Origin of the sequence: Paraburkholderia sp. Clong3 (genome assembly GCF_050436485.1) — a bacterium.
GTDB classification, from domain to species: Bacteria; Pseudomonadota; Gammaproteobacteria; order Burkholderiales; family Burkholderiaceae; genus Paraburkholderia; species Paraburkholderia tuberum.
Map to the genome: position 1 here is coordinate 3322119 of NZ_JBNDMH010000002.1, position 16338 is coordinate 3338456.

At 64.9% G+C, this 16338-nt stretch carries 15 protein-coding genes and 1 riboswitch; of the genes, 12 read left to right on the plus strand and 3 right to left on the minus strand.

What is annotated here, in order from left to right; genetic code table 11:
• Positions 1–48: 48 nt before the first annotated feature.
• Positions 49–1017 (minus strand): LysR substrate-binding domain-containing protein, encoded by a 969-nt coding sequence (locus OKW30_RS19380; protein ID WP_429347394.1) that lies wholly within the window; start codon positions 1015–1017, stop codon positions 49–51.
• Between the two features lie 112 nt (positions 1018–1129).
• Between OKW30_RS19380 and OKW30_RS19385 the strand changes: the two genes are divergently transcribed.
• The 12 genes from OKW30_RS19385 (at position 1130) to OKW30_RS19440 (ending at position 14381) form a co-directional block, all read left to right on the plus strand.
• Positions 1130–1621, plus strand: a complete 492-nt coding sequence (locus OKW30_RS19385) for a CidA/LrgA family protein (protein ID WP_429347395.1) — start codon at positions 1130–1132, stop codon at positions 1619–1621.
• Positions 1618–2343 carry an LrgB family protein gene (locus OKW30_RS19390; protein ID WP_429347396.1) on the plus strand — a complete coding sequence of 242 codons (726 nt, stop codon included), beginning with the start codon at positions 1618–1620 and terminating at the stop codon, positions 2341–2343. The genes OKW30_RS19385 and OKW30_RS19390 overlap by 4 nt, the downstream gene beginning before the upstream one ends.
• A gap of 64 nt (positions 2344–2407) precedes the next feature.
• Positions 2408–2542, plus strand: a riboswitch (S-adenosyl-L-homocysteine riboswitch).
• 33 nt (positions 2543–2575) lie between these two features.
• Positions 2576–3994 (plus strand): adenosylhomocysteinase, encoded by a 1419-nt coding sequence (gene ahcY, locus OKW30_RS19395; RefSeq protein ID WP_184073574.1) that lies wholly within the window; start codon positions 2576–2578, stop codon positions 3992–3994.
• A gap of 173 nt (positions 3995–4167) precedes the next feature.
• Positions 4168–4521 (plus strand): phage holin family protein, encoded by a 354-nt coding sequence (locus OKW30_RS19400; RefSeq protein WP_090805530.1) that lies wholly within the window; start codon positions 4168–4170, stop codon positions 4519–4521.
• An 11-nt stretch (positions 4522–4532) separates the two neighbouring features.
• A complete protein-coding gene (metF, locus tag OKW30_RS19405) occupies positions 4533–5363 on the plus strand; it encodes a methylenetetrahydrofolate reductase [NAD(P)H] (RefSeq protein WP_184073600.1) in 831 nt (276 codons plus the stop codon).
• Between the two features lie 166 nt (positions 5364–5529).
• Positions 5530–7188, plus strand: coding sequence for an ABC transporter substrate-binding protein (locus OKW30_RS19410; RefSeq protein WP_260336672.1), 1659 nt, complete (start codon positions 5530–5532; stop codon positions 7186–7188).
• Between the two features lie 205 nt (positions 7189–7393).
• The gene (locus tag OKW30_RS19415; RefSeq protein ID WP_184073572.1) at positions 7394–9025 is read left to right on the plus strand and encodes an ABC transporter substrate-binding protein; all 1632 of its coding nucleotides are present in this window, start codon (positions 7394–7396) and stop codon (positions 9023–9025) included.
• Between the two features lie 155 nt (positions 9026–9180).
• Positions 9181–10191, plus strand: a complete 1011-nt coding sequence (locus OKW30_RS19420) for an ABC transporter permease subunit (protein WP_184073570.1) — start codon at positions 9181–9183, stop codon at positions 10189–10191.
• Positions 10192–10197: 6 nt separating this feature from the next.
• A complete protein-coding gene (locus OKW30_RS19425; protein ID WP_429294098.1) occupies positions 10198–11115 on the plus strand; it encodes an ABC transporter permease subunit in 918 nt (305 codons plus the stop codon).
• A gap of 2 nt (positions 11116–11117) precedes the next feature.
• Positions 11118–12122, plus strand: coding sequence for an ABC transporter ATP-binding protein (locus tag OKW30_RS19430; protein ID WP_429347397.1), 1005 nt, complete (start codon positions 11118–11120; stop codon positions 12120–12122).
• Complete coding sequence (locus tag OKW30_RS19435) at positions 12119–13138, plus strand: peptide ABC transporter ATP-binding protein (RefSeq protein ID WP_090802569.1); 1020 nt, start codon at positions 12119–12121, stop codon at positions 13136–13138. Before OKW30_RS19430 ends, OKW30_RS19435 begins: the two co-directional genes overlap by 4 nt.
• On the plus strand, positions 13131–14381 hold the full coding sequence (locus OKW30_RS19440) for a TraB/GumN family protein (RefSeq protein ID WP_184073596.1): 1251 nt from the start codon (positions 13131–13133) through the stop codon (positions 14379–14381). Before OKW30_RS19435 ends, OKW30_RS19440 begins: the two co-directional genes overlap by 8 nt.
• A 65-nt stretch (positions 14382–14446) precedes the next feature.
• On the opposite strand, the gene OKW30_RS19445 is transcribed toward OKW30_RS19440, so the two are convergent.
• Both OKW30_RS19445 and OKW30_RS19450 read right to left on the minus strand, forming a co-directional pair.
• Positions 14447–15403, minus strand: a complete 957-nt coding sequence (locus OKW30_RS19445; RefSeq protein ID WP_429347398.1) for a DUF979 domain-containing protein — start codon at positions 15401–15403, stop codon at positions 14447–14449.
• Positions 15400–16167: a DUF969 domain-containing protein gene (locus OKW30_RS19450; RefSeq protein WP_184065840.1), complete on the minus strand. Its 768-nt coding sequence runs from the start codon at positions 16165–16167 to the stop codon at positions 15400–15402. The genes OKW30_RS19445 and OKW30_RS19450 overlap by 4 nt, the downstream gene beginning before the upstream one ends.
• Positions 16168–16338 lie beyond the last annotated feature (171 nt).

The following is a 16338-nucleotide window of genomic DNA, read 5'->3' on the forward strand; positions in this document are numbered from 1 at the left end:
ACGCGAGCGGCGTAACGCGGCCGGCGGCCGGCGGCCGGCCGCCGCCCGTCACTCGCCTGAGGGTGGCAGAGCTCCTTGCGGCGCTGTGATTCCGTTAAAGCCGATCCCCGGTCCGAATATGAAATCGTCGCTGACGTGTGTCGGCAGCGTTTCGCGCGCGACGTCGAGCCACGCGCGCGCCGCGTGCGACAGATAGCCGTTGCGGCGCCAGCCGATCGCCATCTCCCACGGGATCTCCGGTTCGACGACCGGGCGGCAGGTGAACTGCGCGGGGTTGAGCCGCCGGCAATAGGGCGCGGGCAGCAGCGCGATGCCGACGCCGGCCAGTACCAGCGCCGCCATGAAGTCCCAATGCCCGCTGCGCCCGACGATCGCGGGCGCAAATCCCGCCGCGCGGCACGCGTTCAGCACGACGTCATTCAGCGCGAGGCTTTCGCCGTAAAACACGAACGGCTCATCGGCGAGTTGGGCGAGCGGCACCTCGTTCAACGCATCCCAGCGCGAGCCGGCGCGCGCGACGAGCCACAACAGCTCGTGCGACATCGGCAGCACGTCGATGTTGTCGGGGTCGACCGGCTGCAGCACACCGCCCAGTTCCAGTTCACCGTTGATCAGCGCGGCTTCGATCGCGCGCGAGCCCTGCTCGAACAGCTTCAGCTCGATCTTCGGATAGCGCTGGCGGAACGCGGCGATTGCGGGTGTGAAGAGCGCACCGCCCATCGGCGGAATGCCGATTGCCAGTTCACCGCGCCCGAGCGTGTCGAGATCGTTCAGCTCGGCCTGCAGTTGCGCGTGCGCGGCGAGCACGTCCTGGCCGCGCTGATAGACGATCCGGCCCACGTCGGTGAGAACCATCTGGCGGCCGTCGCGCAGCAGCAGCGGCGAGCCGATTTCGTCTTCCAGCGACTTGACCATCTTGCTGATGGTCGGCTGCGTGACGAACATCTGCTCAGCGGCGACGGTGAAGCTTTGCTGACGGACCACTTCGACGAAATAGCGCAGCGCGCGGAGTTCCATGAGCGTGGTCTCCAGAATTCCAGTTTGGAATGATTTCGATGATTGTAAGTCATTTTGTTTATGGCGCGGCGAGGCCCATACTGAGTGCCTTCCACGCCAGCCAGGGGATGTCATGTCCGCGCCAGTTTTCGCCCGTTCCGTGCGTCCCGCCGGTGGCGGCTCAAGTGGGGACGCGGGTGGCTTCGGCCGTGTCGCACGCATCGCCGCGCAAAGCGCCGCGATCGCGGCGCTGTGGATCGGCGCCGATTTCATCGTGCGGCGGCTGCATCTGCCGGTGCCGGGCGGCGTGGTCGGCCTCGTCGTGCTGCTCGCGCTGCTGTTCTGTGGCGGTATCGCGCCGCGCTGGGTCAAGGCGGGCGCGGACTGGCTGCTGTCCGACATGCTGCTGTTCTTCATTCCGGCGGCGGTCGCCGCCGTGCAATACGGCGGCCTGTTCCGCGCGGACGGCTGGCGCCTCGCGCTGGTGGTGATCGCCGGCACCCTGATGGTGATGGTCGCGGTGGCGTTCGCTGTCGATCAGGCCGCGCGCGTCGAACGGCGTTTCGCGCTGCGCCGCGTGCTGGTTGCGCGTAAGGCAGGCAGTCTGTCGCGCGAGCGCCGATGAACCCGCTCCCGTTCGCTTCGCTGTTGGCCGACGACGCCTCGCGCCTGATCGCGGCCGGCTGCCTCGTGCTGACGATCGCGCTGTACTTCGCGTCGAAGGCGCTGTATGCGCGCGTGCGCTCGCCGTGGCTCACGCCGATGCTGACGGTGCCGGCCGCGCTCGTCGCGATCGTCGTACTCGCGCACATTCCGTATTCGCTTTACTTCGAGGACACGCGCTGGCTGATGTGGCTGCTCGGCCCCGCGACGGTCGCGTTCGCCGTGCCGATCTACGAGTACCGCGCACTGTTGAAGCGCCACTGGATCTCGCTGTCCGTCGGCGTGACGGTGGGCATTCTGGTCGGCGTCGGCGGCTCGCTGATGCTCGCGAAGCTGCTGCACCTGTCGCCGGACTTGCAGCGCAGCCTGATGACGCGTTCGGTGTCGACGCCATTCGCGCTCGCGGTGTCCGACAGGATTCACGCGCCGAAGGACCTGACCGCGCTGTTCGTGATCGCGACCGGCGTCTGCGGCATGCTGTTCGGCGAAATCGTGCTCGCGTTCGTGCCGCTGCGCACGCGGCTCGCGCGCGGCGCGCTGTTCGGTGCGGCCGCGCACGGCGTCGGCACCGCGAAGGCACGCGAGCTCGGCAGCGAGGAGGGCGTAGTGTCCAGCCTGACGATGATGATCGCCGGCGTCGCCATGGTGCTGCTCGCGCCGATGCTGGGGCTGCTGCCGATCTGAAGTGGCGCGCGCCACGCCATCCGGCGCGCGCCGAAGTCATCTCGATTTGCTACAATCGCCGTTCGTCTTCGAGGAGCGTTGCGACGGGTACCGCGAATCCGCATTCGCCGGCCGCCCGCCAGGCTCGAAGGCTTCAATTGGCAGCATGGAATGCGCATCGCGCGAATCCGAATGCTGCCTCAAACCGCGCTCACGTCACATTTCTAGTCATTTTCTTAGAAAGGAGGGCGTGATGAACGCCGCAGTCATCGATTCCCAGAAGCAGGATTACGTTGTCGCCGACATGTCGCTCGCCGCTTGGGGCCGCAAGGAACTCACGATCGCCGAAACCGAAATGCCCGGCCTCATGCAGACCCGTGAAGAGTACAAGGCGCAGCAGCCGCTGAAGGGCGCGCGCGTCGCCGGCTCGCTGCACATGACGATCCAGACCGGCGTGCTGATCGAGACGCTGACCGCGCTCGGCGCGGACGTACGCTGGGCCTCGTGCAACATCTTCTCGACTCAGGACCATGCCGCCGCTGCAATCGCGCAGGCCGGCACGCCGGTGTTCGCGTTCAAGGGCGAATCGCTCGATGAATACTGGGAGTTCTCGCACCGCATTTTCGAATGGCCGAACGGCGAGTTCGCCAACATGATCCTCGACGACGGCGGCGACGCGACGCTGCTGCTGATCCTCGGTTCGAAGGCCGAAAAAGACCGCTCGGTGATCGCCAGACCGACCAACGAAGAAGAAGTCGCGCTGTACAAGTCGATCGCCGCGCACCTCGAGATCGACCCGACGTGGTACTCGAAGCGCCTCGCGGCGATCAAGGGCGTCACCGAAGAAACCACCACCGGCGTGCACCGTCTGTACCAGATGGAAAAGGAAGGCCGCCTGCCGTTCCCGGCCATCAATGTCAACGACTCGGTCACGAAGTCGAAGTTCGACAACCTGTATGGCTGCCGCGAGTCGCTCGTCGACGGCATCAAGCGCGCGACCGACGTGATGATCGCGGGCAAGATCGCGGTCGTGGCCGGTTACGGCGACGTGGGCAAGGGCTGCGCGCAATCGCTGCGCGGTCTGGGCGCGACCGTGTGGGTCACCGAAATCGATCCGATCTGCGCGCTGCAAGCGGCGATGGAAGGCTACCGCGTCGTGACGATGGAGTACGCGGCCGACAAGGCCGACATCTTCGTGACCGCGACCGGCAACTACCACGTGATCAACCACGATCACATGAAGGCGATGCGTCATAACGCGATCGTCTGCAACATCGGCCACTTCGACTCGGAAATCGACGTCGCGTCGACCCGTCAGTACCAGTGGGAAAACATCAAGCCGCAAGTCGACCACATCATTTTCCCGGACGGCAAGCGCGTGATCCTGCTGGCCGAAGGCCGCCTCGTGAACCTCGGCTGCGCGACGGGCCACCCGTCGTTCGTGATGTCGAACTCGTTCACGAACCAGACGCTCGCGCAGATCGAACTGTTCACGCAGGGCGCGAAGTACGAAAACAAGGTGTACGTGCTGCCGAAGCATCTCGACGAGAAGGTCGCGCGTCTGCATCTGGCGCGCATCGGCGCGAACCTGACCGTGCTGTCCGACGCGCAGGCCGGCTACATCGGCGTCGACAAGAGCGGTCCGTTCAAGCCGAACCACTACCGCTATTAAGCACGCGGCCGTCCGCGGCTCGATGCGCGCGTTCGCGCGCCCGGCCACGCGGGCGGCGGTAAAAGCTTGACGGTCCGATCTCGGGGCGGCGCGCAATGCGCCGCTTTGTTCGCCAGCGCGGCTTTTCGTTTGCTGGACATCTTCTCCGCACAGGTGCTTACAAGGAGTTCTACATGACCGTGCTGCTGACCTGGCTCATCAACGCGCTCGCGCTGCTGATCATCACCTACATCGTTCCGTCGATCCATATCCGTAGCTTCGGTACCGCGCTGATCGTCGCGATCGTGCTCGGCCTCATCAATACGCTGCTGCGGCCGCTGCTGATCCTGCTGACGCTGCCCGTCACGATCCTCACGCTCGGACTCTTCATTCTGGTCGTCAATGCGCTGTGCTTCTGGCTGTGCGCGTCGCTGCTGAAGGGCTTCGAGGTGTCGGGCTTCTGGTCGGCGTTCTTCGGCTCGATCCTGTACAGCATCGTGTCGTGGCTACTGTCCGCGCTCATTTTCGGCAACCGCAGTCTCGGTTGACCTTTTTGACTATGAATCCGATCGAACTCTCATTCGAATTCTTCCCGCCGAAAACGCAGGAAGGCATCGACAAACTGCGCGCGACGCGCGCGGAACTCGTGTCGCTCAAACCGAAGTTCGTGTCCGTCACGTTCGGCGCCGGCGGCTCGACCCAGCAAGGCACGCTCGATACCGTCGTCGACATGGCGAAGGAAGGGCTCGAGGCGGCGCCGCATCTGTCGTGCATCGGCTCGTCGAAGGACAGCCTGCGCGCGATCCTCAACGAGTACCGCGCGTACGGCATCCGCCATATCGTCGCGCTGCGCGGCGATCTGCCCTCGGGCATGGGCGCGGTCGGCGAGCTGCGCTATGCGTCGGAGCTCGTCAGCTTCATCCGTGCCGAGTTCGGCGACTGGTTCTGGATCGAGGTGGCGGGTTATCCGGAATACCATCCGCAGTCGCGCTCGCCGCGTCACGATCTCGAAAACTTCGCGCACAAGGTGAAAGCCGGCGCGAACTCGGCGATCACGCAGTACTTCTTCAACGCGGACGCGTACTTCCGTTTCGTCGACGATGCACGCCAGCTCGGCGTCGACGTGCCGATCGTGCCCGGCATCATGCCGATCACGAACTTCTCGCAGCTGATGCGCTTCTCCGAAATGTGCGGCGCCGAAGTGCCGCGCTGGATCGCGCGCCGGCTAGAGAGCTTCGGCGACGACCGCGAGTCGATCCGCGCGTTCGGGCTCGACGTGGTGACGGCTCTGTGTCAACGGCTCCTCGACGCGAAAGTGCCGGGTCTGCACTTCTATACGCTGAACGCGGCCGCGTCGACCAAGGCGATCTGCGAACGGCTCGCCGTGTAACCGGCACGCCCGCCAAGCCGCGCGGCCGTGACGGCCGCGCGGCTTCTTCCAGTCTGGAATGTGTCTCGAACTCGTCCTGGATAGCGTGGTAAGTCCCTGTTGAAGCGCATTTTTGGGCTGTCTATCATCGAAACGCAGCCAACCCGGCTGCTGTGCGGAGGACGATATGACAGTGACAAGAAAGACTGCGGCACACCGGCTGTTCGCGCTTCACCAGTTCTGCCTGCCGGCGCTCGCCGCGCTCGCGGTCGCCACGAGCGGCCTCGCGCCCGCCGCGTCGCAGGCGGCCACGCTGCCCGACAAGACGCTGGTGTTCTGCTCCGAAGGCAGCCCGGCGGGTTTCGATACCGCGCAATACACGACCAGCGTCGAATTCAGCGCCGGCTCGTACACGGTCTATAACCGGCTCGTCGAATTTGCGCACGGCAGCACGGACATCGAGCCAGGACTCGCCGAAAAGTGGGACGTGTCGCCCGACGGCCTCACCTATACGTTCCATCTGCGCCACGGCGTCAAATTCCAGACCACGTCGTACTTCAAGCCGACCCGCGAATTCAACGCGGACGACGTCGTGTTCACCTACGAACGCATGCTCGATCCCGAGAACCCGTTCCGCAAGGCGTATCCGGTCAATTTCCCGTATTTCAACGACCTCGGTCTCGCGAAGAACATCGCCAAAATCGAGAAGGTCGATCCGTACACGGTGCGCTTCACGCTGAAGGAAGTCGACGCGCCGTTCCTGCAGCAGATCGCGATGCCGTTCGCGTCGATCCTGTCGGCTGAATACACCGATCAGCTGCTGAAGGCGGGCAAGGCGTCCGACATCAACCAGTACCCGGTCGGCACCGGTCCGTTCATCTTCCGCAGCTATACGAAGGACGACACGATCCGCTTCGACGGCAATCCCGACTACTGGAAGCCGGGCGTCGCGAAGCTCGGCAAGCTGATCTTCGCGATCACGGTCGATCCGGCCGTGCGCCTGCAAAAGTTGAAGCGCGGCGAATGCCAGGTGATGTCCTATCCGCGCCCGGCCGACATCCCCACCGTGAAGGCCGATGCGTCGCTCGCGATGCCAAGCGAAGTGGGCTTCAACCTCGGCTATATCGCGTACAACACGACCAAAAAGCCGCTCGACAACGTGCTCGTGCGCCGCGCGCTCGACATGTCGGTCAACAAGAAGGCGATCATCGAGGCGGTCTACCAGGGCGCGGGCCAGGCCGCGACGAACCCGATGCCGCCGACGCAATGGGGTTACGACAAGAACCTGAAGGACGCGCCCTATGACGTCGACAAAGCGAAAGCGCTGCTGAAGCAGGCGGGCTACCCCGACGGCTTCGAGCTGACGCTGTGGGCGATGCCGGTACAGCGCCCGTATAACCCGAATGCACGCCTGATGGCCGAAATGCTGCAGGCGGACTGGGCGAAGATCGGCGTCAAGGTGAATATCGTCACGTACGAATGGGGCGAGTACATTCGCCGCGCGCACGCCGGCGAGCATCAGGCGATGCTGATCGGCTGGACGGGTGACTACGGCGACCCTGACAACTGGCTCGGCGTGTTGCTCGGCTGCGACGCGGTCAACGGCAGCAACTTCTCGAAGTGGTGCTACAAGCCTTACGACGATCTGATCAAGCAGGGCCGCAGCACCACCAACATGGCCGATCGCACCAAGGCCTATACGCAGGCGCAGGAGATCTTCAAGGACCAGGTGCCGTTCACGCCGATCGCGCATTCGACCGTCTATCAGCCGATCAGCAAGAACGTGACGGGCTTCAAGATCGATCCGTTCGGGCCGACGCAATTCCTGGGGGTTGGGGTGAAATAAGCGGGCGCGGCGCGCTTTTTTGCGCCGTATTCGTCGCCGGGCGGCTCGAATGGGCCCGCCCGGCCCGTGACAAAACCGTGGTCAAACGTTTGCACGAAGTGTTTCCTGTCGTCAACAGAGGGATTTTGCTCCGCTTGGTAGCCGGCCCAAGCTCAAGTAATATCCCGCTACGCCGGCGCAAGCCGGCCCTGAACCTGGAGGAAACATGAAGCAAAACAATCTGTTGCGCGTCGCGCGTAGGTCCACGCTCGTCGCTGCCGCAGCGGCATCCCTGCTTGGCGTCACGAGCGCGCAGGCCGCTGGGATCCCGAACAAAACCCTCGTTTACTGCTCGGAAGGCAGTCCCGCGGGTTTCGATCCGGCCCAATACACGACGGGCGTCGACTTCACGGCCAACACGTTCACCGTCTATAACCGCCTCGTCGAGTTCGAACGCGGCGGCACCAAGGTCGAGCCCGGCCTCGCGGAGAAGTGGGACGTGTCGCCCGATGGCAAGACCTACACGTTCCATCTGCGTCATGGCGTGAAGTTCCAGACCACCTCGTTCTTCAAGCCGACGCGCGAATTCAACGCGGACGACGTGGTCTTCTCGTTCCAGCGCATGCTCGACCCGAACCAGCCGTTCCGCAAGGCGTATCCGGTGCAGTTCCCGTACTTCACCGACATGGGCCTCGACAAGCTGATCACGAGCGTCGAGAAAGTCGACCCGTACACGGTCAAGTTCACGCTGAAGGAAGTCAACGCGCCGTTCATCCAGAATCTGGCGATGGAATACGCGTCGATCCTGTCGGCTGAATATGCGGATCAGCTGCTCAAGGCAGGCAAGGCCGCCGACATCAATCAGTACCCGGTCGGCACTGGTCCGTTCATCTTCCGCAGCTACACGAAGGACGCGACGATCCGCTTCGACGGCAATCCCGACTACTGGAAGCCGGGCGCGGTGAAGATCTCGAAGCTGATCTTCTCGATCACGCCGGATGCCGGCGTGCGCGTGCAGAAGATCAAGCGCGACGAATGCCAGGTGATGAGCTATCCGCGCCCGGCCGACATCGCGCCGCTGAAGGCCGAGCCGAACATCGACATGCCGTCGCAACCGGGCTTCAACCTCGGCTATCTCGCGTACAACGTGACGCACAAGCCGGTCGACAAGCTCGAAGTACGTCAGGCGCTCGACATGGCGATCAACAAGAAGGCGATCATCGAGTCGGTCTACCAGGGCGCGGGCCAGTTGGCCACGAACCCGATGCCGCCGACGCAATGGTCGTACGTCAAGAACCTGCCGGCCGCCTCGTACGATCCGGCCAAGGCGAAAGATCTGCTCGCGAAGGCGGGCTACCCGAACGGCTTCGACCTCACGCTGTGGGCGATGCCGGTGCAGCGCGCGTACAACCCGAACGCGCGTCTGATGGCGGAAATGATCCAGGCGGACTGGGCGAAGATCGGCGTGAAGGCGAAGATCGTCACGTACGAATGGGGTGAGTACATCAAGCGCGCGCACGCGGGCGAAGACGACACGATGCTGATCGGCTGGACCGGCGACAACGGCGATCCGGACAACTGGCTCGGCACCCTGCTCGGCTGCGAGGCGATCAACGGCAACAACTTCTCGAAGTGGTGCTACAAGCCGTTCGACGATCTGATCCAGAAGGGCCGCACGACTTCGGACGTGGCGACGCGCACGAAGATCTACGGCGAAGCGCAATATATTTTCGCGCAGCAACTGCCGTTCTCGCCGATCGCGCACTCGACCGTCTATCAGCCGGTCAGCAAGAAGGTGGTCGACATGCGCATCGAACCGCTCGGCTACGCGCGCTTCGACGGCGTCAGCGTCAAGTAATCGTAAAGTTCGCGCAGTAGGCCGCAATACAGTACGCCGCAACACAGTACACTTTTCGCACGGTTAGAAAACTGGTCGAAATGGTCCGGCGACCGGGGTCACGAGCCCTCGTCGCCGGTTGCGTTTTTTCATCACCAGTACCATGGGAGCGAACCATGTTCCGCTTCGTTTTGCGCCGCATCGGCATGGTGATACCGACGTTCATCGGCATCACGATCCTCGCGTTCGCGCTGATTCACCTGATCCCGGGCGACCCCATCGAAGTGATGATGGGCGAGCGCGGCGTCGATCCGGCCATGCATGCGGCCGCGATGCACCGCCTCGGGCTCGACGAGCCCTTGCCAATGCAGTACTTCCACTACATCGTCCGTGCCGTGCACGGCAACCTCGGCACTTCGATCATCACCAACACGAGCGTGATGGGCGAATTCCTCGCGCGCTTTCCCGCCACCGTCGAACTGTCGTTCTGCGCGATGCTGTTCGCGCTGATCGTCGGCCTGCCGGCGGGCGTGTTCGCGGCGCTGAGGCGCGGCACGGTGGTCGATCACGGCGTGATGGGCACCGCCCTGACCGGCTACTCGATGCCGATCTTCTGGTGGGGCTTGATCCTCATCATGGTGTTCTCGGTCAAGCTCGGCTTGACGCCGGTGTCGGGCCGCATCGCGGTCGAATACGACATTCCGCACGTGACCGGCTTCATGCTGATCGACTCGCTGATGTCCACCGACGAAGGCGCGTTCAAATCCGCACTCAGCCACCTGATCCTGCCCGCGATCGTGCTCGGCACGATTCCGCTCGCGGTCGTCGCGCGCATGACGCGCTCGTCGATGCTCGAAGTGCTGCGCGAGGACTACATCCGCACCGCGCGCGCGAAGGGGCTGTCGCCGGGACGCGTGATCGTCGTGCATGCGCTGCGCAATGCGCTGATTCCGGTCGTCACCGTGATCGGCCTGCAGGTCGGCACACTGCTTGCGGGCGCGGTGCTGACCGAAACGCTGTTTTCATGGCCGGGCATCGGCAAGTGGCTGATCGACGCGATCGGCCGGCGCGATTATCCGGTCGTGCAGGGCGGTATCCTGTTGATCGCCACGCTGGTGATCGTCGTGAACCTCGTCGTCGATCTGATGTACGGCGTGCTCAACCCGCGCATTCGCCATACGAGGTAAATCACGATGGCTGACATTCAAAACACCGTCCCCCAAGCGGTTACCCCGCCGAGCGGCCGCGGCATCGCGGCACGCGAATTCTGGGCGAACTTCTCGCGCAACCGCGGTGCGGTCGGCGCGGGCATCATCGTGCTGGTGCTGGTCTTCATCGCGATCTTCGCGCCGCTGATCGCGCCGCACAGCCCGATCGAGCAATACCGCGACTCCGTGAAGATCCCGCCGGCGTGGCTCGACGGCGGCAACTGGAAGTTCATTCTCGGCACCGACGAAGCGGGCCGCGACATCCTTTCGCGTCTGATGTACGGCGCGCGGCTGTCGTTCTGGATCGGCTTCGTCTCGGTGGTCCTCGCGCTGATTCCGGGCGTCGTGCTCGGCCTCGTCGCCGCGTTCTTCGAGAAATGGGCCGACACGCCGATCATGCGCATCATGGACGTGCTGCTCGCGCTGCCGTCGCTGCTGCTTGCGGTCGCGGTGGTCGCGATCATCGGTCCGGGTCTCGTCAACACGATGCTCGCGATCGCGATCGTCGCGCTGCCGGGCTATGTGCGTCTGACGCGCGCGTCCGCCCAGGGCGAGTTGCAGAAGGAGTATGTGACCGCTTCACGCGTCGCGGGTGCGAGCACGTTGCGGCTGATGTTCTCGCAGGTGCTGCCGAACTGCACCGCGCCGCTGATCGTGCAGGCAACCCTTGGCTTTTCGTCGGCGATTCTCGATGCCGCCGCGCTCGGCTTCCTCGGCCTCGGCGTGCAGCCGCCGTTGGCGGAGTGGGGCGCAATGCTCGCGTCGGCGCGCGATTACATCGACAGCGCATGGTGGATCGTCACGATGCCCGGCCTGTCCATCCTGATCTCGGTGCTTGCGATCAACCTGCTCGGCGACGGGCTGCGTGACGCGCTCGACCCCAAACTGAAACGGATGGCCTGACCATGAGCAACTTACTGACCATCCGCAATCTCGCGGTCAACTTCGGCGGCCTGCCGGCGGTCGACCGCATCAATCTCGACGTTGCGGCCGGTGAAGTGGTCGGCGTGGTGGGCGAATCGGGCTCGGGCAAGAGCGTGACGATGATGGCGCTGATGGGCCTGATCGACGCGCCCGGCAAGGTCTCTGCCGACGAAATCACGTTCGACGGCAAGAACCTGCTGAAGGCCTCCGCGAGGGAACGCCGCAAGATCATCGGCAAGGACATCGCGATGGTGTTCCAGGACGCGCTGACGAGCCTGAACCCGAGCTACACGGTCGGCTACCAGATCAAGGAAGTGCTGAAGCTGCACGAGGGCCTGCGCGGCAGCGCGCTAGACAAACGCGCGCTCGAACTGCTCGATCAGGTCGGCATTCCGGACGCGAAGAACCGTATCGGCTCGTTTCCGCATCAGATGTCGGGCGGCATGAACCAGCGCGTGATGATCGCGATGGCGATCGCCTGCAACCCGAAGCTGCTGATCGCCGACGAGCCGACCACCGCGCTCGACGTGACGATCCAGGCGCAGATCATGGAATTGCTGATGCGCCTGCAGAAGGAACGCGGCATGGCGCTCGTGCTGATTTCGCACGATCTGGCCGTGGTGTCCGAGGTCGCGCAGCGCGTCGCCGTGATGTATGCGGGCGAGGTGATCGAGACGAACAAGGTGCCGGACATCTTCGCCGCGCCTCATCATCCGTACACGGAAGCGCTGTTGGCCGCGATTCCCGAGCACAACATCGGCGCGGTGCGACTCGCGGCGCTGCCGGGCATGGTGCCGGGCCGCGACGACCGGCCCAGGGGTTGCCTGTTCGCGCCGCGCTGCAAGTACGTGGTCGACGACTGCATGAAGGCGCGCCCCGCGCTCGCGCCGCTGCCCGCGCACGCCGAGCTCACGCGCGTGCGTTGCATCAAGCCGCTGAACCTCGAGAAGGACGCCAACGTTCACACGCAAGGAGGCGCCCGATGAGCGCAGTACCCGAAACCCGTCGCCAGTCGGATCGTACTGGCGATCACGTGCTCGTCGCCGACCAGCTCGCGCGCTACTACACGGTCAAGCGCGGCATGTTCGCGCACGGCACGGTGAAGGCGCTGAACGGCGTGTCGTTCGCGCTCGACCGCGGCAAGACGCTGGCGGTAGTCGGCGAGTCCGGCTGCGGCAAGTCGACGCTCGCGCGTCAGCTGACGATGATCGAAACGCCGAGCGCGGGCCGCCTGCTGATCGACGGCGAGGACGTGGCCGGCGCGAATCACGAGAAGATCGCGGCGCTCAGGCGCCGCGTGCAGATGGTGTTCCAGAACCCGTTTGCGTCGCTCAATCCGCGCAAGACCGTCGAGCAGACGCTCGGCGAACCGCTCGCGATCAACACCCAGATGAGCGCGACCGAGCGCGCCGAGCGCATCGCGCAGATGATGCGCACGGTCGGCCTGCGGCCCGAGCACGCGAAGCGCTATCCGCACATGTTCTCCGGCGGCCAGCGTCAGCGTGTCGCGATCGCGCGCGCGATGATCCTCGATCCGCAGATCGTGGTCGCCGACGAACCGGTCTCGGCGCTCGACGTCTCGATCCAGGCGCAGATCCTGAACCTGTTCATGGACCTGCAGGACGAGTTCAAGACGAGCTACGTGTTCATCTCGCACAACCTGTCGGTGGTCGAGCATATCGCCGACGACGTGATGGTCATGTACTTCGGCGGCGTCGCTGAACTCGGCGACAAGCAGCGCATCTTCTCGAAGCCGCGTCATCCGTACACGCGTGCGCTGATGTCGGCGACCCCGTCGATCTTCGAGGCCGACCGCACGATCAAGATCAAGCTGCAAGGCGAAATGCCGTCGCCGCTGAATCCGCCGTCGGGCTGCACGTTCCATCAGCGCTGCCCGTACGTGATCGACCGCTGCCGCAGCGAGGAGCCGAAGCTGCGAGAAGTGGATGGCCGCCTGGTCTCCTGTCACCGCGCTGAAGAGGTGGGGGACGTGGATGCCTGATGTGGTGGCGGCGCGTCGTCTTGCGCGCCGCTTGTGTGAGGGCGGCTGGATAGCCGTCTTCGCGCGGCGCCGCGGGGCGCGTGCGCTGGGAGGCGCCGCGCCCTGCGGCGCATTTGCTGGAAGGTTCGCCGGCAAGTTTTTTCGCACGTTTCTCTGCGCGTTTGTTCATGCGCTCGCGCGCGCCTTTTTCTCCGTATTTCTTCCCGCGTCGCTGTCCGCTTTATTTCGCGTAGGCTGCGCGCTGTCGGTCGGCGCGGCCGTACCCTGCATCGCTCACGCGGCCGGCGCGGCGGCCAGGGCGCCAGCCCAGGCGGCCCGTCCTGCCGTCACGGTGCCAAGCCCGCCACCGCCGTCGATTGCGCCGCCCCCGATCCCCGGCACCACGGCGAGCGGCCCGGTGCGCCAGCAACCGGCGCGCATGCCGTTCTATGTCGCGACGCGCGGCAGTACGACGATCTACGTGCTCGGCACGCTGCACGTCGGCGATCCCGCCGACTATCCGGCGGGGCAGCCGTTCCGCGCGCCGATCCTCGCGGCGCTCGCCGCGTCGCCGACGCTCGCGCTCGAACTGTCGCCCGACGAGCTGCTGGTGTCGCAGGACGACGTGTCGAAGTACGGCGTGTGCAAGCACGACTGCCTGCCGGGTCTGCTGCCCGAGCCGCTGTGGCACAAGCTCGCGTTGCGGCTGCGCGGCAACCCGGCCGCGCTCGATGCGATCAAAAAGATGCGGCCGTGGCTCGCGTCGCTGGTGGTCGAGACCTACGACTCGCTGTCCGCGGGGCTGCAAACGGAATACGGCACCGAAGCGCAATTGCAGAACGTCTATCTGAAGACGCGCGGCAAGATCGTCGGACTCGAAACGCTCGCGCAACAGATGCGCGCGTTCACCGGACTGTCGGCCGCGCAGCAGCGGGAGATGCTCGCGCAGGATCTGGTGCAGACGCCCGCGCAGAACGTCGAGGACGTGCGCACGCTGCACCGGCTGTGGCGGGTCGGCGATGCCGATGCGATCGCCGCGTGGCAGGCTGCCAAATCGGAGAAGCTCGCGCGCGACCCGCGCGTCTCCAATTCGATCGACAACCGGATCGTCTACGAGCGCAATCGCCGCTTCGTCGCGAGAATGTTGCAGCTCGCCGCGCCGAACAAGCCGCTGTTCGTCGCGATCGGCGCGCTGCATCTGGGTGGGCCGAAGGGCGTGCTGCAGCTGTTGCGGCAGCACGGCTTCGTGGTTGAGGCGGGTTGATCGGCGCAAGACCGTCTGCGTCTGCTCACATCCCGGTTGTCAAAACGACGCGCTTGTCAGCAGCCCTACAAAAACATCAAGAAATTCAACAGAAAGATATTGATCACCAGCAGCATCAACGCCGTCGGAATCTGCACCTTGATCACCGCATTCTTGTCGGGTAATTCGAGCAGCGCAGCCGGCACCATGTTGAAGTTCGCGGCCATCGGCGTCATCAGCGTGCCGCAGTAGCCGGAGAACATGCCGATCGCGGCCATCACGGCCGGGTTGCCGTGGAACACGCCGACGAGGATCGGCACGCCGACGCCGCCCGTCATCACCGGAAACGCGGCGAAGCCGTTGCCCATCACCATCGTGAACAGCGCCATGCCGATGCAGTACACGGCCACCGCGACGAAGCGGTACTCGAGGCTGATATACGACGTGGTCACGTGCGCGACCGCCTTGCCGACGCCCGCGTCCGAGAACACCAGACCGAGCATGCCGAGCATCTGCGGCAGCACCGCGGCCCACGAGAGCGCATCGACGAGGCGGCGCGCTTCCTTCATCGACTGGCCGACCGTGTCGCGCGTGATCACACAGGCGATCGCGAGCGCGATCACGCAGCCCAGACCGAAGCCGATCAGCGTGAGGTTGGCCTTCTCGATCAACGGCACACCGCCGAACACGAGATGGCTTGCCGCGAGCGTGATGATCACGGTGACGACCGGAATCGTCAGCGCGGGCACGAACAGTTTGTTGCGCAGTCGCGCGGTGCTCGCCTGACGTGCTTCGAGCGACAGCGTCTTCGGCTTGCCCGCGGTGACGCCGCCGAAGCCCGCGATCAGCGCCATCGCGATTACCGCGCCGCCGACCACGGCCGGCGGCAGCCGGTCGCCGATCAGGAAGATCAGCGCGTAAAGAATCCAGAAGCCGCCCGCGGTGAGGCGGCGCGGATGCTCGCGGTCCGTGACGATCATGCCGCCGACGATCAGCAGCACGATGCCGAGCAACCAGAACAGATAGGTGATCGTGAAGGTCATGCTTCGTCTCCGGTAGCACGCGTGGCCGACGGCGGCGTCGATGCGGCGGTCGCGCTCGAACTGCCGCCCGGCGCCTTGCCGCGCAATTCACGCTCGAGCCGGCGGTCGAGCAGCCAGAGCCGGAAGCCATGCACGATGAACGCGCTGATCGCGGTCGGAATGCCCCACACGGCGACGTGAATCGGCTCGACGACGATGCCCGCTTCCTTCAGGAAAGTCGTCATCAGCACGATCGCGCCGAACGCGACGAAGATGTCCTCGCCGAAAAAGAGGCCGACGTTGTCGGTTGCGGCCGAGAATGCGCGCAGCCGGAAGCGCACCGCGTCGCCGATCTTGCCGAAGCGGTTCTCGGTCGCGCCCTCGGCCATCGGCGCGATCAGCGGACGCACCATCTGCGGATGGCCGCCGAGCCCGGTCAGGCCGACCGCGGCGGTCAGCTCGCGCACGAGCAGATAGACGATCAACAGACGTCCGGCGGTCGCCGCCTTGATGCTGCTGATCCACGCCTGCGCGCGCTCGCGCAGGCCGTGTCGTTCGAGCAGGCCGATCACCGCGAGCGGCAGCAGGATGATCAGCGGGATGTTGCGCGTCTTGATGAAGCCGGTGCCGATCAGCGCGAGGATTTTTTCCGGCGGGAAGTGCGCCGCGAAACCGGTGACGATCGCGGCGACGGCCACGATCAGCATCGGATTGAAGCGCAACAGAAAGCCAACGATGATGACGGCCACACCGATGAGCGGCCATAGACTGACAGTTGTCTGCATCAGGATCTCCAAAGAGGCTATTCAACTTCGCCGCGGGTGGCGGCTGACGTGAACCGGTGCATGCGGCCTCATGCGCCGGCGTGCTGCCGCGGCTCTGCGGCCGCGTCGAACTCTCTTTACCTGCCCCGTGAATGCGCGTCGGCATCCGTGGGTTTGCAGCGGGCATCGCGA